Origin of the sequence: Tsukamurella sp. TY48, from assembly GCF_019656655.1 — a bacterium.
Taxonomy (GTDB): Bacteria; Actinomycetota; Actinomycetes; order Mycobacteriales; family Mycobacteriaceae; genus Tsukamurella; species Tsukamurella strandjordii.
Genome location: NZ_BPMV01000002.1, coordinates 578,669 through 599,975, shown reverse-complemented (window position 1 = coordinate 599,975; position 21,307 = coordinate 578,669). Strand labels below are relative to the sequence as shown.

The window sequence follows — 21,307 nt, the reverse complement described above, 5'->3', positions numbered from 1 at the left end:
TCCCCTCAGCTCAGCGCCGCGATCGCGGCGAGCACCTTCTTCTCCGAGACCGATCCGGCGGTGCCCAGCGCCTGCGCGAACAGGCTCACGCGCAGTTCCTCGATCTGCCAGCTCACCCGGTCCAGTGCGGCATCGCGCCGGTGCTCGGGCAGCGTCTCCAGTTTCGCGGTGAGAGCGCCGTACACGCGGTCGAGAGTCGTCAGCCCCCGATCGTCCCGATCGATCGACGCCGGCAGCGCCGCCCACCGCGCCGCGGCACCCGCGATGTAGCGCGGCAGGTGCTGCAGATGGTCGCCGGAGGTCGCTGCGATGAAGCCGGGGAACAGCAGCGCATCGAGCTGCTCCGCGATGTCGTCCGCGGCGTCCCGCAGTGCCGACGGCGGATTGGCGACCGCCCCACGCACCTCGGTGGCGGTGGACACCGCCTGGGCGACCCACGCGAGGTACTGCTGCTGCGTCTCGCCGAGCCGTGCCCGCACCGTCGCGCTGAGCGCGGCGAATTCGTCCGGGGTCCATGCCGTGCCGGCCTTCGCCCGCAGATCCGAGATCGCCCTGCGCCGGCAGTCCTCGAGCAGCGCCATCGGCGTCTCGTACGGGCTCTGCGACAGTGCCATCCGCTCGCGTTGCGTGAGCCCCTGCAGGGCCGATTTGTGGGCCGGGGGAAGGGCGTTCGCGAGCAGCACATCCAGGCCGGCCGCCATCAGGCGGCTCTGCTCCGCCTCGTCGGCCACCACGCGCACGCCCGCCCGGTCACCGTCGGGATACAGCGAACCGAACCCGGACACCCGGCTGCCCCGTACCTCGGTGTCGATGCGCCGCGGCACGTCCCCGAGGGTGTCGGACGTCCACTCGCGTGCGGGGGCGCGTTCGTACGCGCCCGCGCGACTCGACAGATCCTCCTGGACGGCCGTGCCGAGCCGGCGCTTGAGCGCCTCCAGGTCTTTCCCCGAACCGAGTACGGCACCGTCGTCGCCGACCACCACGAAGGTCACCCGGAGGTGGTCGGGCAGCTGTTCGGGGGAGAAGTCGCCGGGCCGGATCACTGTGCCGGACAGCTGCGTCAGCTCCCGGGCCAATCCCTCGGTGAGGGGTTCGGCGCGCGGTGTGAGCCGTGCCAGGGCGGCAGCCGCGAAATCGGGCGCGGGCACCACCTCGCGCCGCAACTGCTTCGGCAGCGTCTTGATCAGCGCGGTCGCCAGCTCATCGCGCATCGCGGGCACCAGCCACTCGAAGCCGTCCGCGCGGACCGTCGCCAGATCCTTGACCTCGATCCGCGCGGTCACACCGTCGTCCGCGGCGCCCGGTTCAAAGCGGTACTTCAGCGGCACCTCGATCCGGCCCTGCAGCCACGCCGTGGGGTAGGCGTCCGCGGTGATGCCCGCGGTGCCGTCCACCAGCAGATCGTCCTCGGTGAAGTCGAGGAGATCGGGGTCCTCGCGGGAGGCCTTCTTCCACCAGGAGTCGAAGTGGCGCGAGGAGACGATGTCCTCGGGCACCCGCCGGTCGTAGAAGTCGAACAGCGCGTCCTCGTCGACCACGATGTCCCGGCGGCGGGCCTTGTCCTCCAGGTACGTGGCGTCGTCCAGCAGCGCGCGGTTGCGGGCGAAGAAGCCGTGCCGGGTACGCCACTCGCCCTGGACCAGGGCGTGGCGCAGGAAGATCTCGCGCGCCGCGACCGGATCGACCGTGCCGAAGCTCACCGTGCGGTCCGCGACCAGCGGCACGCCGAACAGGGTGACCCGCTCCTTGGCGAGGACCGCCTCGCGTTTGGTGGACCAATGCGGCTCGGAGTACTGATGTTTGGCCAGCGGGCCCGCCAACTTCTCGGCCCATTCCGGCTCGATCTTCGCGACGGTGCGCGCGAACAACCGGGAGGTCTCCACCAGTTCACCGGCCATCACGAATCGCGGTGGCTTCTTGTACAGCGCCGAGGCGGGGAAGATCAGGAACTTCGCGTTCCGGGCGCCCAGGAACTCCTTGCCGTCGGTCTCCCGCAGTCCGATCTGCGAGAGCAGGCCGGACAGCAGCGCCTGATGGATCAGGTCCGGAGAGGGGGCCGGCTCCCGCCCGATCGACTCCAGCTTCCAGCCGAGGTCGCGGCAGATCTGCCGGAGCTGCCCGTGCAGGTCCTGCCACTCGCGAATCCGCACATAGTGCAGGAACTCCCGCTGGCACTCGCGCCGGAAGGCGCTGGAACTCAATTCGGTGCGGCGATCGCCCAGGTGCCGCCACAGGTTCAGGTACGACAGGAAATCGGAGGTGGGATCGGCGAACCGGGCGTGCTTCTCGTCCGCAGCCTGACGGTGCTCGGCCGGCCGCTCGCGCACGTCCTGGATCGACATGCCCGCCACGATCACCAGTACCTCGGGGAGCACACCGAATTCGCGCGCCGCCACCAGCATCCGTGCCATCCGCGGGTCCACGGGGAGATCGGCCAACTGCCGGCCCGTGGGGGTGAGGCGCTTGTGGCCCTCGTGCGAATCCTGCAGCGCGCCGAGTTCTTCCAGCAGGGCCACGCCGTCGCGTACGGCCCGCTCGTCCGGCGGCTGCACGAACGGGAAGGCCGAGACCTCGCCGAGGTCGAGCGCCGTCATCGACAGCACCACCGACGCGAGGTTGGTGCGCAGGATCTCCGGATCGGTGAACATCGGGCGGGCGTCGAAATCGTCCTCGGCGTAGAGCCGGATGGCGATGCCGTCCGAGGTACGGCCGCAGCGGCCGGAGCGCTGCTGGGCCGAGGCCTGGGAGATCGGTTCGATCGGCAGGCGCTGCACCTTCGTGCGCAGCGAGTACCGGGAGATGCGCGCGGTGCCGGTGTCCACCACGTACTTGATGCCGGGCACCGTGAGCGAGGTCTCGGCGACGTTGGTGGACAGCACGATCCGGCGGCCGCTGTGCGGCGCGAAGACGCGGTGCTGTTCGGCGGCCGACAGTCGCGCGTAGAGGGGCAGGATCTCGGTGCCGGGCCGCACGTGCGCGCTCAGCGCCTCCGCGGCGTCCCGGATCTCGCGCTCGCCGGAGAGGAAGACGAGCACGTCGCCCGACGATTCTCTGGCCAGCTCGTCGACCGCGTGCACGATCCCGGTCACCTGATCGGCCGGGTCCTCGCCGTCGCCGGTGATCTCGTCGAGCGGGCGGTACCGGATCTCCACGGGGTACGTGCGTCCGCTCACCTCGATCACCGGGGCGGGTGCACCGTCGGGCGTGGCGAAGTGGGCCGCGAACCGTTCGGGCTCGATGGTGGCCGAGGTGACGATCACCTTGAGATCGGGCCGCCGCGGCAGGATCTGCTTGAGGTAGCCGAGGATGAAGTCGATGTTGAGGCTGCGCTCGTGCGCCTCGTCGATGATGAGGGTGTCGTAGTCGCGCAGCAGCCGATCGCGGGTGAGCTCGCGCAGCAGGATGCCGTCGGTCATCAGCTTCACCGAGGTGGCGGGGGACACCTTGTCGGTGAAGCGGACCGCGTAACCCACCGCCTCGCCGAGCTCGGTGGCGGTCTCCTCCGCGATGCGCTCGGCCACGCTGCGGGCCGCGAGCCGCCGCGGCTGAGTGTGGCCGATCATGCCCCGCACGCCGCGGCCCAGTTCGAGGCAGATCTTCGGCAGCTGCGTGGTCTTACCCGAACCGGTCTCGCCGGCCAGGATGATCACCTGGTTCTCGGCGATGGCCTTGGCGATCTCCTCGCGCCGGGCGCTCACCGGGAGGTCTTCGGGGTAGACGATCGCCGGGACCGCCGCTTTGCGCGTCTCGTAACGCGCCCGGGCGGTGTCGATGTCGCGGGCGATCCGCGGCAGGTCGGCGGGCTTCGAACGCTTGAGTTTCGCCCGCAGCCGGGTCTCGTCGCGCAGCGTCACGGCCGGTTCCGTTTCGGTGCCGAGAGCGGCGTACAGGTCGCGCTTGGTAGGGGTGTCGGTCGGCGTTCCCCCGCCCGTGCCTGGAGCCTGCGTCGTCATTTGCTCTAGTTTATCCACTATGAGCGGACAGGGACCCACGACCTCATCGGCACTCTGGCACGGCTTCGCGGACATGGGCGCCGTGGAGCGCGACGGCGCCTTCGTCTTCGCCCGCGGCGACGGCGCGTACGTCTACGACACCGCGGGGAACCAGTACCTCGACGCGACCGCCGGGCTGTGGTTCGCGAACGTCGGCCACGGCCGCGCGGAGGTCGCGGACGCCGTCCGCGACCAGCTCCTCAAGGTGGCGCACGTGACCGGATTCGGTGACGCCGCGACCGACACCACGGTGGCACTCGCCGAGCGCCTGCAGGGCATCGCGCCGGTGCCCGACAGCAAGATCTTCTTCACCTCCGGCGGCTCCGATTCGGTGGACTCGGCGATCAAGCTGGCCCGCCGCTACTGGCAGGAGAAGGGCAAGCCCAGCAAGAAGCTCATCGTCGGCCGGTCCAACGCGTATCACGGCATGCACGTGGGCGGAACGAGTCTCGGCGGCATCCCCGCCAACGCCGAGGGCTACGGCGGCGTCCTGTTCGACGACACCGCGACGGTGGCCTGGGACGACGCGAAGGAGCTCCTGGGGCTCATCGAGCGGGTCGGCGCCGACAGCATCGCGGCCTTCGTCGCCGAGCCCGTGATCGGCGCCGGCGGCCTGCTGCCCCCGCCCGAGGGGTACCTGCGCGAGGTCCGCGACATCTGCCGCGAGCACGACGTGTTGTTCATCGCCGACGAGGTGATCACCGGCTTCGGGCGCATCGGCGGGGCCTGGTTCGCCTCGAGCCGGTTCGATCTGCAGCCCGATCTGATGACCACCGCAAAGGGCCTCACCAGCGGTTACGTGCCGATGGGTGCGCTGTTCGTGGCGCCGAACGTGGCGGAGCCCTTCTTCTCCGGCGGCGTGTGGTGGCGGCACGGCTACACCTACGGCGGGCACGCCGCGGCCGCCGCCGCCGCGATGGCGGTCCTCGACATCATGGAGCGGGAGAACCTGGTGGCCGAGGCCTTGCGCCTGCAGGACACGCTGCTCCGCGAGCTCGCACCGCTGGCGGACCACCCGAAGGTCAAGGACGTGCGCGGCGGTGTGGGCGCGGTGGCGGGTGTGCAGCTCAACGATCCCGCCGAGGCGATGGCGATGGTGAAGAAGCTACGCGCGCAGGGCGTCTCGGGGCGTGCCGCAGGCCTGGGAACGTTGCAGTACTCGCCGTCCTTCGTCACCACCGAGCAGCAGGTGGCCGAGATCGCCGCCGCCACGCGGAGGGCGCTCGACGCCTGATCCGGGCGGGGTTGCACGGGGTTGCGGGTTGACGAATTGTTGACCAATCAATCCCCTGTGGTTTGTGAGCCGTGACACACTGCGGTCGTGAACGAAGAGGACACGGCCGCTGTCTATCAGCGCGCATACGACAGTCAGGAATTCCACGACCTCCGCCGCCGCCTGGCGCGGTTCGTCATCCCGGTGTCGGTGGCGTTCCTGACCTGGTACCTGGCGTACGTGCTGTTGGCGACCTACGCGCACGACTTCATGAGCCAGAAGCTGTGGGGCAACATCAACGTGGCGTTGGTGATCGGGCTCGCGCAGTTCGTGACCACCTTCGGCATCACGTGGGCGTACGTGCGCTTCGCGAACAACGAGGTCGACCCGCCCGCCACCAAGCTGCGCGAGGAGATCGAGGCGGAGCTCAAGGCCGTGGGCGGTGACGACGCGTGACCGGATTCCTCGCGTACGAGCCGCAGACCATCGAACCCGGTCAGCAGATCGGCTCGACCACGCTCAACATCATCATCTTCCTGCTGTTCATCGGCGTCACGATGGGGCTGGTGATCAAGGCCAGCCGCACCACGCAGAAGGCCACCGACTTCTACACCGGTGGCGCCTCCTTCTCGGGGCCGCAGAACGGCTTCGCGATCGCGGGTGACTACCTGTCCGCCGCGAGCTTCCTGGGCATCTGCGGCGCGATCGCCACCAGCGGATACGACGGCTTCCTCTACTCGATCGGCTTCCTGGTGGCCTGGCTCGTGGCCCTGCTCCTGGTGGCCGAACGCCTGCGCAACACCGGCAAGTTCACCATGGCCGACGTGCTGAGCTTCCGCTTGCGGCAGCGCCCCGTGCGCATGGCCGCGGCGCTCGCGACCCTGGCGGTCTCGCTGTTCTACCTGATCGCGCAGATGGCGGGCGCCGGCGGCCTGGTCTCGCTGCTGCTCAACATCAAGGGCACCACCGGGCAGGCGATCGTGGTCGCGGTCGTGGGTGTGCTGATGATCCTCTACGTGCTGGTGGGCGGCATGAAGGGCACCACCTACGTGCAGATGGTCAAGGCGGTGCTGCTCATCGCCGGCGCGCTGGTCATGTCGCTGCTGGTGCTGGCCGCCGTGAAGGGCAACTTCTCCGACCTGCTCGCGAAGGCGATCGAGGGCAGCCCCAAGGCGGGGGAGAAGCTCATCGAACCCGGGCTCAAGTACGGCAAGACGGAGACCACCAAGCTCGACTTCATCTCCCTCGCACTGGCACTCGTGCTCGGCACCGCGGGCCTGCCGCACGTGCTCATGCGCTTCTACACCGTGCCCACCGCCAAGGAGGCCCGCCGCTCGGTGACCTGGGCCATCGGCCTGATCGGCGCCTTCTACATCTTCACCCTGATCCTGGGCTTCGGTGCCGCCGCCTACGTGGGCCCCGACGTGATCGCCGCGGCTCCCGGCGGCGTGAACTCCGCCGCGCCGATGCTCGCCTTCGCCCTCGGTGGCGAGATCCTCATGGGCGTGATCTCCGCGGTCGCCTTCGCCACCATCCTCGCCGTGGTCGCGGGCCTGGCGATCACCGCGTCGGCGAGCCTCGCCCACGACATCTACAACGGCGTGATCAAGCACGGCCAGGCCACGCCGGAGGCGCAGGTGCGGGTCTCGCGGATCACCGTGGTGGTGATCGGCATCGTCTCGATCATCCTCGGCATCGGCGCGATGGGGCAGAACATCGCCTTCCTGGTGGCGCTCGCCTTCGCGGTCGCGGCCTCGGCCAACCTGCCGACGATCCTGTTCTCGCTGTTCTGGCGGAAGTTCAACACCACCGGTGCGCTGCTGTCGATGTACGGCGGCCTGATCTCGGCGATCGGCCTGATCATCTTCTCGCCGGCGGTGTCCGGGAAGTCCACGTCGATGTTCAAGAACGCCGACTTCGCGTGGTTCCCGCTGGAGAATCCCGGCCTGGTCTCCATCCCGATCGGCTTCGGGCTGGCGATCCTCGGCACCGTCTTCGGCAAGCCCGACACCGATCTCGCGCCGAAGGCGGTCGAGATGGAGGTGCGCTCGCTCACCGGAGTCGGCGTCGAGAAGGCCATCGACCACTGACGCAGCCCTGCAGTGAAGGCGGTGCCCGTCCCCTCTCGGGGCGGGCACCGTCGTCGGTGTGGAGCGGTGCCGTCAGGCCAGGAGTGAGTTGATCGCCCACCCGACGGCGGCGGCGAGCATCGCCGCGCCCAGGCCGGTGAGTATCGAGACGAGGCAGCCCTGCGGGCCGGTCCACCGCGGGCCTGGCGGATCCTCGCCCTCGGGTACCGGCACGGGCTCCTCACCGCGGACCGCCCGCCACAGCGGAATCGGTTCGAGAATCAGGTAGAGCGGCGCGCCCACCTGCCCGATCGTGAACAACCAGAACCACGCCCACCGGTTGCCGTAGCGGGGGCGCGAGGCGAGCATCGTCAGGAAGATCAGCGCCCACACCGTCGCCACGAGCACGCCGAACCACGTGGGGATACCGAAGGGCCACTGGATCCAGGAGTCCCGGTCCGGCGTCTCGACCTCGACGCCGCGGTCGGACATCTGCGCGCGGAAGTCCGCGGCGGGGGTCCTGCCGTCCTCGGTGACCTGCCCGGAGCGCCACTGGAACGGCCCCGTCGACCAGTCGGCCGTCGAGACGGTCCCGTCGGACCACCGGTCGGGGACCACCTGAACGACCTCGCCGCGGTCGAGGGCCGCCGCGAAATCGGCGTACGTCGCATCACGCGGGGTTCCCGCGGTGGCGGCGGCGAGTCCGCCCACCAGCAGGATCAGTAGTCCCGCGATGCGGAACACCAGTCGTGCAGTCGTCATCGGATTTTCCTCCCGTTCCCCGGGAGGGACCCTACCGCGCCGGCCTCAGGCGCAGGCGATCAAAGACACTAGACTCATAGGTATGTCCGATCAGCCGTACCAGCCCACCCTCGCGCAGCTGCGCGCCTTCGTGGCCGTGGCGCGCTCGCGCCACTTCGGTACCGCGGCCGCGAAACTCGGTGTGAGCCAGCCCTCGCTGTCCCAGGCGCTGTCCTCGCTGGAGTCCGGCCTCGGGGTCCAGCTCGTGGAGCGCAGCACCCGCAAGGTGCTCATCACCGAGGCCGGAATGTCGCTGCTGGAGCAGGCTTCCGGCATCGTCTCCTCCGCGGCCGAGCTGGTGAGCTCCGCCGCCGGACTCACGGGTGAGCTGCGGGGCACCCTGCGCCTGGGCCTGATCCCCACCGTGGCGCCGTACCGGCTGCCCGCGTTGTTGCCGAAGCTGCGAGCGGAGGTCGAGGACCTCACCGTCACGGTGGTCGAGGACCAGACGGCCAGGCTGCTCGAATCCCTGCGCGCGGGCCGCATCGATGCGGCGATCCTCGCGTTGCCCGCGCTCACCTCGGGCCTGGCGGAGATCCCGCTCTACGACGAGGAATTCGTGCTCGTCGTCCCGCCGGACCATCCGCTCGCCGGCCGCACCGACCTCACCCCCGACGATCTCACCGGCCTCCCGCTGCTGCTGCTCGACGAGGGGCACTGCCTGCGCGACCAGGCGCTCGACCTGTGCCGGCAGGCCGAATCCGGCGTGGGCGTGATCGGTGACACCCGTGCGGCTTCGCTCGCCACCATCGTCCAATGCGTCTCCGGCGGGCTCGGAGTCACGCTGCTGCCCGAACCCGCCGTGTGCGTCGAGCTGCGTGGGACCGACCTCGCCATCGCCCGGTTCGCGGCTCCCGCGCCCGGCCGCCGGATCGGGCTGGTGTACCGGGCGTCCACGGCGAAGACCGAGGGTTTCGCCAAGCTCGCGGAGATCGCGCGCACCGCAACCACGACGGGGTGACGCAGCGGCACTACCCTGGCGGCATGGCATTCGAACGTCCGGTACTGCTCCTGATGGACTTCCAGCGCGGCATCGTCGACGGTGCGGAACGCGCCGGCGGGCTCGCCCTGGGACAGGCGGAACGTGCGCTGAGCGCGGCCCGTGACCACGGGATGCCCGTGGTGCACGTGCGCGTCGCGTTCCGGCCCGACTATCCGGAGATCTCGCCCGCCAACCGGGCTTTCGCGCCGATCGTGCAGACCGGCGACTCCATGACGGAGGCCTCGCCGCTCACCGCGATCGTCACCGAGGTCGCGCCCCTGCCCGGCGAGCCGGTGGTCACCAAGCGGCGGTTCGGTGCGTTCAGCGGCAGCGATCTGGACGCCGTCCTGCGTGGTCTGCGCGCCGATCAGTTGGTGCTCGCGGGGATCAGCACCAGCGGCGTCGTCCTGTCCACGGTGCGCTACGCCGCCGATCTGGACTACGGCCTCGTCGTGCTGTTTGACGCCTGCGCCGACCACGACCCCGAGGTGCACCGGGTGCTGATGCGCAAGGTCTTCCCCCGGCAGGCCGAGGTGATCACCGTCGACGAGTGGATCGACGCTCTCGGCTGACACCGCCCTTGCCGCCGGACTTGCCCGGGTTCGCCTTCTTCCCGGCCGCGGCCCGCGCCGCCTGTTTGGCGAGCGTCTTCTCCCGCGCGGTGCGTTTGGGAGCGGGCTCGTCCCGGCCCCGCGACGACGACGCCCGGCGGCCGCGCACGATGCCGATGAAGTCGGCGACCGGCTCGGGCTGCTCGCCCTCCGCGACGGCGAGCGCGACCGGTGCGGGCGGCGCATCCGTGATCGGCCGGTAGGTGAGGTCCTTGCGGTGGTGCAGCCGGGCCAGCGATTGCGGGACCACGAGGGCCCCGAGCCCGGCGGCCACGAGTTCGATCGCCTCGGCGGTGGTGGCCGGCCGGTGCTCGACAGGGGCGCCCGGTGCATCGGGCCAGGCGAGCGTGTCGTCGTGGGGGAGCAGTACGGGTTCGCCGTGCAGATCCTGCAGCGCGATCTCGTCGACCGCCGTGATCACGTGATCCTTGGGGACCACCGCCACCGTCGCCTCCTCGTACAGTGGGATCACCGCGAGCCCCGCGATGTCGGTCGGCAGGCGCAGGAGGGCGAGGTCGACGGTGCCGGACCGCACCGCCTCGGCGGCGTCGGCCGCGTCGACCGCAACCAGTTCCAGCGGCGCGTCCGGGTGCCGTTCACCCCAGATGCGCACCCATTTGGCGGGGGTGGCGCCGGGCACATAGCCCACGCGCAGCGATGGCGAGGTCACGGATGTCAGGCTACCGATAGGCTGTGCACATGAGCAGGCCCAACGCGCAGTCCATGAAACCCGCCACCGCGGCGAAGAAGCTGGACGTGTACCTGCCGGCCACGCCCGCCGAGTTCCAGGAGGGCACGCTGACCCGCGAGCAGTTGGCCGCGCTGCAGGCCGATCCTCCGGCGTGGCTGCAGGATCTGCGCAAGAACGGACCGCACCCGAAGAACCTGGTGGCCGCGAAGCTCGGTGTCTCGATCTCCGGCCTCGCGCGCGGCGGGATCGAGGAGGCGCTCACCACGGAGGAGATCGAGGCGCTGCTGGCGGAGAAGCCGGAGTGGCTGGTCGCCGAGCGGGATACGTACCAGAAGGTGCTCCGGGAGGAGCGCCGGGTGAAGTCCTTGCACGCGGAGCGCGCCCGCGAGCGGTAGCGCCGAACGGCCACGCAACCCGTCGCGCATGTCTACGGTGTGAACATGGAACGCTTCGTCGCCTCACGCACCATCCCGTCCGCCCCCGGCCAGGTCTTCGCGGTCCTCACCGACCCGGACCGGCATCAGTACACCGAGCCCGGGAGCTGGGTTCGCGGCGCCGTCGATGCGACGCCGATCGACCATGTGGGCCAGATGTTCTCGGTGAACATGTACCTGGAGCAGGCGGGCGGCGACTACGTCATGGAGAACAAGGTCACCGACTTCGAGCCCGACCGCACCATCGGGTGGCTCCCCGGCACCACACAGGACGGCCGGTGGCAGCCGGGCGGCTGGTGGTGGCGCTACGACCTCGCACCGTCGGGTGAGGGCACCGAGGTCACACTGACCTACGACTGGACCGACACCCCGCAGGCCTTCCGCGACCAGATCGGTGGCATGCCGCCCTTCCCGCCGGAGTTCCTCGACGAGTCACTCGCGGCGCTGGACCGACACCTGCAGTCCTGAGTCAGCCCGAGACCACGGCGACGTCCACCAGCACCACATCGCCGCGGTCGTCGGAGGCCGGCAGGTCGACGGTCGCGGTGATCGCCCATCCGTGATCGCCGTCGGGGTCGGCGATCGTCTGTCGTACCTTCCAGGCGCGGGGGAGCGCGGTGTCGAGCGAGAACAACTGCGGGCCACGGGCGTCCGGGCCCGTGTCGATGTCGTCGTACTCCTCGTAGTAGTCGTCGAAGGCCGCGTACCAGTCGACACCCGGGTCCATCTCGTCGAGCAGGTCGTACTCCTCCTCGGCCACCAACTGCACCCGCCGGAACATCGCATTGCGCACCATCACCGTGAACGCCCGCTCGTCCGCGGTGAGCGAGACCGACCGGGTGAGCTCCGGCGCCTCGACGTGCGCCCTCAGCGGATCCGGGGAGGTCATCTCCTCCCACTCGTCCACGAGCGAGCTGTCCACGTACCGCACCAGGGCGCCGAGCCAGGCGATGTAGTCCTCGAGCTCGGGCGTGCGCGCCGATTCGGGGACGGTGTGCCGCAGCGTGCGGAAGGCGTCGGAGAGGTAGCGCAGCACGGCACCCTCGGACCGGCCGAGCTGGTACCGCGAGACGAAGTCGTTGAAGGTCATCGCACGCTCGATCATCTCCCGCACCACGGACTTCGGTGAGAGCTCGAACTGCGTCACCCAGGCGTGCCCGGCGGCGTACGTCGCGAAGGCGGGGACCAGCAGATCCTCCAGCGGCTTCGGGTAGGTGACGTCCTCCAGGAGCGCCATCCGCTCGTCGTAATCGATGCCGTCGGCCTTCATCTCGGCCACGGCCGCGCCGCGCGCCGCGTTCTGCTGTGCGCGCAGCACCGTCCGGGGATCGTCGAGCACCGATTCGATCACCGAGATCACGTCGAGCGCGTACTCGGGGGACTCCGGATCCAGCAGTTCGAGTGCGGCGAGCGCGAACGGCGCCAGGGGCTGATTCAGCGCGAAGTCCGGTTGCAGGTCCACGGTGAGCCGCACGTGCCGCCCGAACTCATCGGGTTCGTCGAGCCGCTCCACGACACCGCCGGCCTCCAGGCCCCGGAACAGCGTGATCGCGGTGCGGATGTGGCGCAGCTGGTTGCGTCGCGTCTCGTGGTTGTCCTCCAGGAGGTGGCGCATCGACTCGAAGCAGGGCTGCGGTCGCGCGATCACGTTGAGCAGCATCGAATTCGTCACCGAGAAGCGCGAGACCAGTGGCTCCGGCGCCGCGGCGACCAGCTTCTCGAAGGTGGGCTGGCCCCACGAGACGAACCCTTCAGCGGGCTTCTTGCGCTGGATCCGCTTGAGCTTCTTCGGGTCTCCGGCGGCCTTCGCCTCCAGCCGTGCGTTCTCGATCTCGTGTTCGGGCGCGGCCACCACCACGGTGCCCATGGTGTCGAAGCCGGCGCGGCCCGCGCGGCCGGCGATCTGGTGGAACTCCCGCGCGCGCAGGTGCCGGGTACGCGTCCCGTCGTACTTGGTGAGCCCGGTGAGGTAGACGGTGCGGATCGGCACGTTGATCCCGACGCCGAGGGTGTCGGTCCCGCAGATCACCTTGAGCAGGCCTTCCTGCGCCAGCTTCTCCACCAGACGCCGGTACCTCGGCAGCATCCCGGCGTGGTGAACCCCGACGCCGGCGCGGATCAACCGCGAGAGCGTCTTGCCGAATCCCGTGGTGAACTGGAAATCGCCGAGCGCGTTTGCGATCGCGGCCTTCTCCTCCTTGCTGCACAGCGGCAGTGACATGAGCGCCTGCGCGCGCTCGGCCGCGGCCTGCTGGGTGAAGTGCACCACGTACACCGGCGCCTGGTGGGTGGTGACGAGTTCGACGATCTGATCCTGGATCGGCATCGTGGAGTACGAGAAATGCAGGGGCACGGGCCGTTCGGCACCGGCCACCAACACGGTCTCGCGGCCGGTGCGGCGGGTGAGGTCCTCCTCGAAGAAGGTGGTGTCGCCGAGCGTGGCCGACATGAGCACGAATTGGGCGTGCGGCAGCTCGATCAGCGGCACCTGCCACGCCCAGCCCCGGTCGGGCTCGGAGTAGAAGTGGAACTCGTCCATCACCACCTGGGCGATATCGGAGTCAGCACCCTGGCGGAGCGCCAGATTGGCCACGATCTCAGCGGTCGCGCACACGATCGGGGCATCGGGGTTCACGGCGGCGTCGCCGGTCACCATGCCCACGTTGGCGGTGCCGAAGACCTCGCACAGCGCGAAGAACTTCTCGCTGACGAGAGCCTTGATCGGCGCCGTGTAATAGGTACGGCGGCCCTGCGCGAGGGCGGCGAACTGCGCACCCATGGCCACGAGCGACTTACCGGAACCGGTGGGGGTCGCGACGATCACGTTCGCGCCCGAGCAGGCCGCGATCAGCGCCTCCTCCTGCGCCGGGTACAGCTCGATGCTCTTTCCATCGGTCCACTCGGTGAACGCCTCGAAGCACGCGTCCGCCGTCGGATCGGCGGGAAGGAGATCGGAGAGGTTCACTCCCGCAACTCTACGGGGCGGCGATCCCGGATCTCCGGGGTGCCGCAATCAGGTCGCGGCACTCACCCGGGTGGGCTCGGTGAGCGTGACCCCCGCGGCGGTACGGAGCCCGTCGCGCAGGTGCGTGCGTGCCAGCCGCGCCGGTTCGGTGGTGGCGAGGAAGTCCGTGAGCACGGCCAGGAACCGATCGGGCGCCTCGACCATCGGGAAGTGACCGACGCCCTCGAACAGCTCGATGCGCGCATCCGGCAGCGTCCGGCTGAGCACCTCGGCGTGCGCCACCGGGATGATGGAGTCGTCGCTGCCCCAGGCGATGAGGGAGGGCACTCGCGCGGTCAGATAACAGCGATCGCGCATCGTCACCACCTGCCCGCGCAGGTCCACCACCGACCGCAGCGTGCGAGCGAAGGCATTCGGTGAGTGCGTGTTCGGCATCCGGTCGAGCGCCAGGCGCAGCTGCGCGGCGTCGGACCGCGCGCTCGTCGGCAAGGCCGAGGCCAGGTCGAGGGCGAGTCCGAGCACCTGTTTCGCTCCGGGCAGCGCGGTGAGCGCGACCACCTGCTCGGACAGGGGCAGCGACAGCATCCGCAGGAGCGGCGAGACATCGTGATCCACCCCGCCCGGCGCCACGAACACCAGCCGTTCCACCATGTCCGGGAACTGATAGGCGAACTGTCCGGCCACCCCGCCTCCCAGGGAGTGCCCGATCACCGATGCCCGTTCGATCCCCAAGTAGCACAGCAGATCACGCATGCCGTTCGCGAAGGCGGCCACCGAGTAATCGGCGCGCGGATGGTCGGACAGGCCGTGTCCGAGCAGGTCCGGCGCGATCACCGTGTAGCGATCGGTGAGCTGCGCCATCACCGGATCCCAGACCAGCGAGTTGTCCGCGATGCCGTGCAGCAGGAGCAGCACGGGCCCGCTGCCGCCCATGCGGTACGCCCGCCGATGGCCGTGGATCATGGCGAATCTCAGCTCGGGCGCGTACGGCCGCGAGCGGAAGGGCAGCACATCCGGACTCATCTCCGCCTCCTCGTCGCTGACTTCTCGACGTCAGTGTCCGAGCGCGGAGTTACCGGCGTGGTCGCTGCGCGTTACGTGGTGGTTTCGATCTCGGCGTCCCACTCACGGTCGCGGCGCAGCGCCGCCTGCAGTTGGTCGCGGGACAGGTGAGCGGGCTCGGTGGACTCGAGGAAGTCGAGCAGGGTGGCCACGAAGCGGTCCGGATCGGCTCGGAACGGGAAGTGCCCGGCACCGTCGAAGATCTCCAGGCGCGAGGCCGGCAGTGTGGCGTGCAGCAGGTGCGCGTGTTCGACGGGGATGATCGGATCGTCGGAGCCCCACACGATGAGCGCGGGGACATCGGCGCCCAGGTAACTGCGATCGAGCATGGTGACCACCTGGCCCCGCGGGTCGACCACGGCGCGCAGTGTGCGGGCGAAGGCCCGCGGTGTACCGGCGTGGGGGAGACCGGCGAGCACGCGCACGCATTCGGCGTTGTCCACGAAGGTCTTGAGCGGCACCTTGCCGAGCAGGTTCAGTGCGGCGCTCGCCACCGGCAGCGCACCGGGCGCCGCCATCGCGCGGATCGCCAGCTCCGACATCGGCAGCGAGGCGGCGCGCAGCACCGGGGATACCGAGCGGGTGACCCCGCCCGTGTTCACGAAGACCAGCCGCTCGACCACCTCGGGGTACTGGTAGGTGAACTGTCCGGCGATGCCGCCGCCCAGCGAATGCCCCACCAGGGTGGCACGGTCGATGCCCAGGTACAGCAGCAGATCCCGCATGGCGTTGGTGAACGCGGGCAGCGAGTAGTCCGCCCGCGGCCGGTCCGATTTGCCGTGCCCCAGCAGGTCGGGCGCGATCACCGTGTAGTGCTCAGCGAGCCGGTCGAGGATGGGCTCGAAGGTCGACGAATTGTCGGCCATGCCGTGGATCAGCAGCAGGGCGGGACCGCTGCCGCCGATCCGGTAGGCCCGGCGATGCCCGTGGATCAGCGCGACCCGCTGCTGCAGGGCGCTCACGAAGCCGGCTCGTCGCCCTCGTCGCCCGCCTGCTCGGCGAGGAAGGCCTCGAACTCGCTGGCCAGATCGTCGCCCGTGGGGATGGCCTCGCCGTCGGCGATCAGCAGCTCGCGCGGCTGCGGCGCGTGCGCGGCCTCGTCGTACTGCTGCTCCAAGGCTTCGACCACCTGGGTGATCTCGGCGCTCGAGGAGACCTGTGCGTCGATCTGCTCGCGCAGCTCGGCCGCCTCCGCCGGCAGTTCGCCGTCCGGCAGCTGCAGGTCGACGGTGTTGCGCAGCGCGCCCAGCATGCCGAGCACCGCCTCGGGGTAGTCGTTCTGGGCCAGGTAATGCGGCACGTGCACCGACAGGCCGACGGTGTCGTAGCCCTTGTCCGCCATCCGCAGCTCCAGCAGGCCCGCGGCGCTACCGGGCATCCGCATCGTGCCGTCCCAGGAGCGCAGCTCCTTGCGCAGCTCGGGATTCGATCCGTGACCGGTGATCGACACCGGGCGGGTGTGCGGCACGGCCATCGGGATCGCGTGCAGCCCCACCACGGTCTTCACGCCGAACCGCTCGGCGAGGCCCGACACGGCGCTCACGAAGCCCTCCCAGCGCAGATCGGGCTCGGCACCGGCCAGCAGCAGGAAGGGCTTCCCGGCGCTGTCGCGGACCGCGTACAGGTTCAGCTCGGGCTCCTCGACCTCGGTGAACCGGTCCTCGAAGGTCATCATCGGCCGCCGCGACCGGTAGTCGATCAGCTCATCGACGTCGAACGAGGCGACCAGCTCGGTCGTGAGGTTCGACTTCAGGTGCTCGCGCAGCAGCTTGAGCGCGTGGCCCGCGTCGGCGTAGCCGTCCAGGGCGTGCACCAGCACCGGCCCGTTGCCGTCCGTATCGGAAACGGCCGGGCCGGGGAACTCCAGCTCGTACATGTGCGACTGCTCGTCCATCCCGCAACCTCCTACCGTGCGCCCCGTGCGGGGTCCCACCAGTTTTTCACGTGTGACAACCCGTCGTACGGTGTGTCGATTCCCCGCCCGGCGGTGTTTCTGCTCACGGCGAAACCGCGGCGGCCAGGAATCGGTGCACCGCGGCGGCCTCGGCGGGGCTGAGCTGGGCCGCAGCCTCCCGCTGCGGTCCGAGGAAGCCGTTGAAGAAACTCTCGCCCAGACGCTTCGCCGATGCGGTCACCCTGAGCCGTACTCGCCGGCGATCGGCAGGATCGGGCTCCCGCTCGACCAGGCCCGCCGCCGTCATCCGGTCGATGAGGGCGGTGCAGGCGGCCGAGCTGAGATGCAGCCGGGAGCCGAGCACGCCGGGCGTCGCCGGTGCCTGCGCGCGTTCCAGGTCCAGCAGGGCGATGAGCGCGCGGATGTCGGTGTCGCCGAGGCCGTGCCGCCTGCCGAAGTCCGTGATCTCCCGGTTCCAGTGCAGCGCCGCCTCGCGCAGCGCGTGGACGAGGTGCTCGTTGTCGCTCACGCGCCGAGATTACCAGCTATCTTGATAGTCAAATATCTCGGTGATCGAGAGGAATGGCATGGGATCCGAATTCACCGACGCCTACGACGCCGTGCTGGGGGACTGGGGCGTGCCCGTGCGCAGGCGCACCGTCGACGGGGACCTCGCGCGCACTGCGGTACTCACCTGCGGCCCGGACGATGCGCCGCCCCTGCTGTGCCTGCCGGGCGGCGGTGGTACCGCGGCCGTGTGGTTCGCGCAGGCTGCGGATCTGGCACGGCGATTCCGGGTGATCGCACCCGACCTGCCGGGCGACGCGGGCGGGAGCGAGCGGCGCGCCTTCCGCTCGCGGGCGGATTGGCCGGCCTGGATCGGCGAGGTTCTCGACGGCGTCGGTGCGCCATCCGCGGCGGTGCTCGCGCACTCCTACGGCGCCCAGATCGCGGTCGCCCATGCCCTCGTGCACCCCGACCGAGTGCAGACGATGACCCTGCTCGACCCGACCGATGTCTTCGCCCCCATGCGACCGAGCATCCTGCTGCGAGCACTCCCGCTCCTGCTGGCACCGTCGAGCTCGCGACAGCGCGCGCACGCGGTCTGGGAGACACGGGGCCACTGGCCGCCCACCGCCGAGTTCGGTCGCCTCGCCACAGCGGCGGCCGACGGCCCGCGCAGGACCTACTCGCCTCCGCGCCGGCCCGCAGCGGAGGCACTCGACGCGCTGGAAGCCGTTCCCGGCGGGGTCACGGTGGTGTTCGCGCTGCGCAGTCGGTACCACGATGCGCCGCGTCTGGCCGCGACGGTGGCCGAGCGGTATCCGTGGATGGACGTGCGGACCCTGCCCGTGGCGCACCACGAGCTGCCCTTCGCCTACCGGCCCTGAATCAGGAGACGTGCACGGTGGGCCGCTGTTTGGCGTCGTGCTCGGCCTGCCGCAGCACCTCGTGGCAGACCGCCGCGACCTCGCCCGTGCCCTCGACGAGGTACTTGCCCATGTTGAGCACGGGGTTCATCTCGGACCACTGGAAGTAAACCTCGGGTACCACGCCGGTCTGATCGCGGATGTAGAGCAGCACCGCGGCGATGGTGTTCGGGATACTGCCCGAGCGCACCTTGAGCAGCCGGTACCCGAACTTCTCGATGCCCCGGACCTCCAGGTCTTCCTCGAAGTCGGAGGAGTCGCGCGGCCACACCTCCAGCAGGATCACCCGCGACCGTCCGGGGATGTGGCCGAACTTGCGCTCGGCGCGCACCTTGTCGCGGTACTCCTTCTTCGTGTCCACATCGGGTTCGTGCGCCACGATCCGGATCGCGTGCTGCGCGTTCGCGTCGTCCCGGATGAACTCGAGCGCCTTGTCGTCGAAGCTGATCGACGAGGCACGAAGTTCGAACGAGCGGCGCACCCGGGAACCGATCGAGACCAGCGCGATGGCGAGCGTGAAGAGTGCGGCGATCCGAACACCGTCGGGACGCTCGATGATGTTGTCGATCGTGGTGTACACGAAGACGGCGGCGATCAGCCCGAACATCCAGGTCTGCGCGGTCTGCCGCTTGCGGCGGGCGGAGATGGTCACGGCCACGGCGGCCGAGGTCATCAGTACCAGGACGCCGGTGGCGTAGGCGCCGCCCTGCGCGTTCACATCGGCCTCGAAGATCAGCACGATCACCAGCGCGGTCACGGTGAGCACCACGACCAGCGGGCGCACCGCGGAGGCCCAGCGCGGCGCCATGCCGTAGCGCGGCAGGTACCGCGGCACGAGGTTGAGCAGGCCCGCCATCGCCGACGCTCCGGCGAACCAGAGGATGGCCACCGTCGAGATGTCGTAGACCGTGCCGAAGGTGTTGCCCAGGTAGTCGTGCGCCAGGTAGGCCAGGGCGCGACCGTTCGCGTTGCCGTCCGGGCCGAACTCCTTCGCCGGAATGAGCAGGGTGGTGGCGAAGCTCGACGTGGCCAGCAGCACGCTCATGATGACGGCGGCGGTGGTCAGCAGCCGCCCGGTGTCGCGGATCCGCTTGGCCGGGTACTCGGGCGGATCGTTCGGGTCACCCTTGATCTGGGGCATCACCGCGACGCCGGTCTCGAAACCGGAGAGGCCGAGGGCCAGTTTGGGGAAGACGATCAGCGCGACCGCCACCACCATCAGCGGGTTGGAATTCTCCGACCACAGCAGGTTCTGCCAGTCCAGCACGAACTGCGGCCGCTCGATGATGTGCCACAGCGACACCGCGATCACGACCACGTTGAGCGAGAGGTACACCGTGACCAGCAGGACCGCCGTGCCGATCGCCTCGCGGAAGCCCTTGAGGAAGACCAGTCCCAGGGCCAGTACCAGTAGCAGCGTGATCGGAATGTTGGCGCCGTGCAGGAACTGGGGCGCCAGGGGGTTCTCGACGATGTGCTCGGCGGCGTCCGACGACGACAGGGTGATGGTGATGATGAAGTCGGTGGCGGCGAAGCCGAGCAGCACGAGGACGAAGAGTTTGCCGCCCCACCAGGGCAGCAGCCGCTCGAACATGGCGAGTGAGCCCGCACCGTTGAAGCTCTCCCGCGCCACCCGCTTGTACACGGGGAGGGCGCCGAAGAGGGTGAGCGCGATCAGGACCAGCGTGGCGATCGGGGAGATCACGCCGGCGGCGATGAAGGCGATCGCCGGCTGATAGCCGAGGGTGGAGAAGTAGTCGACACCCGTCAGACACATGACCTTCCACCACGGCTGGGGGTGTTCGGTATCGGACGCGTGCGGACCGACGTGGGTGCCGGCGCGTTCGGACATGCCGCTGAGGAACCAGTCGCGGGTGCGGTCCGAGAACCGGGGTAGGCCAATCACGCGGTACACAGTAGACCTCGGTGGGAGGCGGCGCGGGAGCTGCGGCGGGTGCGTGTCCGGTACGGCCCACTTCCATCGGCGTCGCAGGTCGGGGGCTGTGGACGGACGACGCGACCGGGCGACATTTCGTACGCATTGCTGGGGATGGCCGGCGGCGGCGACAGGTGCGGGGTCGGCGTCCTCGGCCAGTCTTCGACCATGACGACCTTCCGCAGTTCCCACGCCCTGCCCATCGACAGCGTCGGCGAGCTCCTCGCCGCGGTGCCCGCCTTCCTGGGCTTCGTCCCCGAGCGGTCCGTGGTGCTGCTCGTGCACGACGAGGTGACCGGCCGGATCGGTGCCACGGCGCGCACCGATCTCGGGCTCACGCGTGCGGGCACCCTCCGGGTGGACTGCGGGCGGCACATCGGGCACGCCCTCGCGATGCTCCGCACCCAGGGGGCCGACCGGGTGTACTGCGTGGTGGTCGACGACCGCCGCCTGACGAAAGCGATCCCCGCGCTGGTCAGCAGTCTGGAGGGGCACCTGCGGGCACCCACGTCCCTCGATACCGACATCGTGCTGGCGGACCTCTTCTTCGCCACCACCCTGGGCGACGGTGCGCGATGGCTGTGCAGGCACGGGGAGAGCGGGCGCATCGCCGATCCGCGCACCTCGCCGGCGGCGCTCGCCGCGGCCATGGAAGGGCGGCCCGTTCGATCATCACGCGCGGAGCTCGTGGCCCTGGTCGCGCAGTCGGGCCCGGGGATCGGTCTCGACGAGTGCATCGGGGTGGCGGAGGCCGAAACCGGCGGAGATCCCACGGAACTCCTCGGCGCCCTGCTCGCCGCGATCATGACCTCGGCGGCGCTCTCGGACGCCGATGTTGCGCTACTGGGCGGCGCCCTGCTCGACGTGCGGGTCCGGGACGCGGCCTTCGGGCTCAGCCTGACGGTGGTGGCCGACGAGGCCCGCGCGCTGTTCGCGGAGCTCGCGCGTCGTCTGACGCAGACGCCGCGCGCTGCCGCGGCCACGCTGGTCGCGGCGTCGGCGTACACCCGGGGCGATGGCCCGCTCACGGGGATCGCCTTGGACGCGGCCCTCGCGGCGGATCGCGGCTACCGCGCCGCGCGACTGCTCGCGCGCGCCTTCGAGGGCGGATTGAGCCCGCGTGCCCTGGCTGCCGCGGCGGAATCGGGCGAGCACGTCGCGCGGACCCTGGGCATCGCCCTACCGCCGCGGGACACCGAGTTCCCGCTCGCGGGATGAGAAGTGTGA

The 21,307-nt window shown here is 70.1% G+C and carries 18 protein-coding genes; 9 read left to right on the top strand and 9 right to left on the bottom strand.

Annotation, left to right across the window (positions count from 1 at the left end; genetic code table 11):
- Positions 1 to 5: 5 nt before the first annotated feature.
- Entirely contained in the window at positions 6 to 3,953 is a 3,948-nt protein-coding gene (gene hrpA / locus TTY48_RS18695; RefSeq protein ID WP_220659143.1) for an ATP-dependent RNA helicase HrpA, read from the bottom strand.
- Between the two features lie 19 nt (positions 3,954 to 3,972).
- Between hrpA and TTY48_RS18690 the strand changes: the two genes are divergently transcribed.
- The 3 genes from TTY48_RS18690 (at position 3,973) to TTY48_RS18680 (ending at position 7,295) form a co-directional block, all read left to right on the top strand.
- On the top strand, positions 3,973 to 5,226 hold the full coding sequence (locus TTY48_RS18690; protein WP_220659142.1) for an aspartate aminotransferase family protein: 1,254 nt from the start codon (positions 3,973 to 3,975) through the stop codon (positions 5,224 to 5,226).
- Between the two features lie 87 nt (positions 5,227 to 5,313).
- Complete coding sequence (locus tag TTY48_RS18685) at positions 5,314 to 5,661, top strand: DUF485 domain-containing protein (protein WP_220659141.1); 348 nt, start codon at positions 5,314 to 5,316, stop codon at positions 5,659 to 5,661.
- A gap of 29 nt (positions 5,662 to 5,690) precedes the next feature.
- Positions 5,691 to 7,295 carry a cation acetate symporter gene (locus tag TTY48_RS18680; protein ID WP_374758747.1) on the top strand — a complete coding sequence of 535 codons (1,605 nt, stop codon included), beginning with the start codon at positions 5,691 to 5,693 and terminating at the stop codon, positions 7,293 to 7,295.
- A gap of 72 nt (positions 7,296 to 7,367) precedes the next feature.
- Here the strand turns inward: TTY48_RS18680 and TTY48_RS18675 are convergent, their stop codons facing one another.
- Complete coding sequence (locus tag TTY48_RS18675; protein ID WP_220659139.1) at positions 7,368 to 8,036, bottom strand: hypothetical protein; 669 nt, start codon at positions 8,034 to 8,036, stop codon at positions 7,368 to 7,370.
- Positions 8,037 to 8,118: 82 nt separating this feature from the next.
- Here TTY48_RS18675 and TTY48_RS18670 point away from each other — a divergent pair, with 82 nt between their 5' ends.
- Positions 8,119 to 9,036, top strand: coding sequence for a hydrogen peroxide-inducible genes activator (locus tag TTY48_RS18670; RefSeq protein WP_220659138.1), 918 nt, complete (start codon positions 8,119 to 8,121; stop codon positions 9,034 to 9,036).
- Between the two features lie 23 nt (positions 9,037 to 9,059).
- On the top strand, positions 9,060 to 9,629 hold the full coding sequence (locus TTY48_RS18665; protein ID WP_220659137.1) for a cysteine hydrolase family protein: 570 nt from the start codon (positions 9,060 to 9,062) through the stop codon (positions 9,627 to 9,629).
- Here the strand turns inward: TTY48_RS18665 and TTY48_RS18660 are convergent.
- Positions 9,595 to 10,338: a LysR family substrate-binding domain-containing protein gene (locus TTY48_RS18660; protein WP_220659136.1), complete on the bottom strand. Its 744-nt coding sequence runs from the start codon at positions 10,336 to 10,338 to the stop codon at positions 9,595 to 9,597. The two genes, TTY48_RS18665 and TTY48_RS18660, sit on opposite strands and share 35 nt — an antisense overlap.
- Before the next feature lie 29 nt (positions 10,339 to 10,367).
- Between TTY48_RS18660 and TTY48_RS18655 the strand changes: the two genes are divergently transcribed.
- Entirely contained in the window at positions 10,368 to 10,754 is a 387-nt protein-coding gene (locus TTY48_RS18655; protein ID WP_220659135.1) for a DUF5997 family protein, read from the top strand.
- A gap of 45 nt (positions 10,755 to 10,799) precedes the next feature.
- Positions 10,800 to 11,261, top strand: coding sequence for an SRPBCC domain-containing protein (locus tag TTY48_RS18650; RefSeq protein WP_220659134.1), 462 nt, complete (start codon positions 10,800 to 10,802; stop codon positions 11,259 to 11,261).
- Between the two features lies 1 nt (position 11,262).
- Here the strand turns inward: TTY48_RS18650 and TTY48_RS18645 are convergent, their stop codons facing one another.
- The 5 genes from TTY48_RS18645 to TTY48_RS18625 all read right to left on the bottom strand — a co-directional run bounded on the left by TTY48_RS18645 (position 11,263) and on the right by TTY48_RS18625 (position 17,243).
- A complete protein-coding gene (locus TTY48_RS18645; RefSeq protein ID WP_220659133.1) occupies positions 11,263 to 13,758 on the bottom strand; it encodes an RNA helicase in 2,496 nt (831 codons plus the stop codon).
- 48 nt (positions 13,759 to 13,806) lie between these two features.
- On the bottom strand, positions 13,807 to 14,781 hold the full coding sequence (locus TTY48_RS18640) for an alpha/beta fold hydrolase (protein ID WP_220659132.1): 975 nt from the start codon (positions 14,779 to 14,781) through the stop codon (positions 13,807 to 13,809).
- A 71-nt stretch (positions 14,782 to 14,852) separates the two neighbouring features.
- Positions 14,853 to 15,782 (bottom strand): alpha/beta fold hydrolase, encoded by a 930-nt coding sequence (locus TTY48_RS18635; RefSeq protein WP_220659131.1) that lies wholly within the window; start codon positions 15,780 to 15,782, stop codon positions 14,853 to 14,855.
- Positions 15,779 to 16,714: a proteasome assembly chaperone family protein gene (locus tag TTY48_RS18630; protein WP_220659130.1), complete on the bottom strand. Its 936-nt coding sequence runs from the start codon at positions 16,712 to 16,714 to the stop codon at positions 15,779 to 15,781. The genes TTY48_RS18635 and TTY48_RS18630 overlap by 4 nt, the downstream gene beginning before the upstream one ends.
- 103 nt (positions 16,715 to 16,817) lie before the next feature.
- Positions 16,818 to 17,243, bottom strand: coding sequence for a MarR family winged helix-turn-helix transcriptional regulator (locus tag TTY48_RS18625; RefSeq protein WP_220659129.1), 426 nt, complete (start codon positions 17,241 to 17,243; stop codon positions 16,818 to 16,820).
- A 58-nt stretch (positions 17,244 to 17,301) separates the two neighbouring features.
- Here TTY48_RS18625 and TTY48_RS18620 point away from each other — a divergent pair, with 58 nt between their 5' ends.
- Positions 17,302 to 18,105, top strand: coding sequence for an alpha/beta fold hydrolase (locus tag TTY48_RS18620; RefSeq protein ID WP_220659128.1), 804 nt, complete (start codon positions 17,302 to 17,304; stop codon positions 18,103 to 18,105).
- Position 18,106: 1 nt separating this feature from the next.
- Here the strand turns inward: TTY48_RS18620 and TTY48_RS18615 are convergent, their stop codons facing one another.
- The gene (locus TTY48_RS18615) at positions 18,107 to 19,996 is read right to left on the bottom strand and encodes an amino acid transporter (RefSeq protein WP_255585887.1); all 1,890 of its coding nucleotides are present in this window, start codon (positions 19,994 to 19,996) and stop codon (positions 18,107 to 18,109) included.
- Positions 19,997 to 20,248: 252 nt separating this feature from the next.
- Between TTY48_RS18615 and TTY48_RS18610 the strand changes: the two genes are divergently transcribed.
- The gene (locus tag TTY48_RS18610) at positions 20,249 to 21,298 is read left to right on the top strand and encodes a DUF4192 domain-containing protein (protein WP_220659126.1); all 1,050 of its coding nucleotides are present in this window, start codon (positions 20,249 to 20,251) and stop codon (positions 21,296 to 21,298) included.
- Positions 21,299 to 21,307 lie beyond the last annotated feature (9 nt).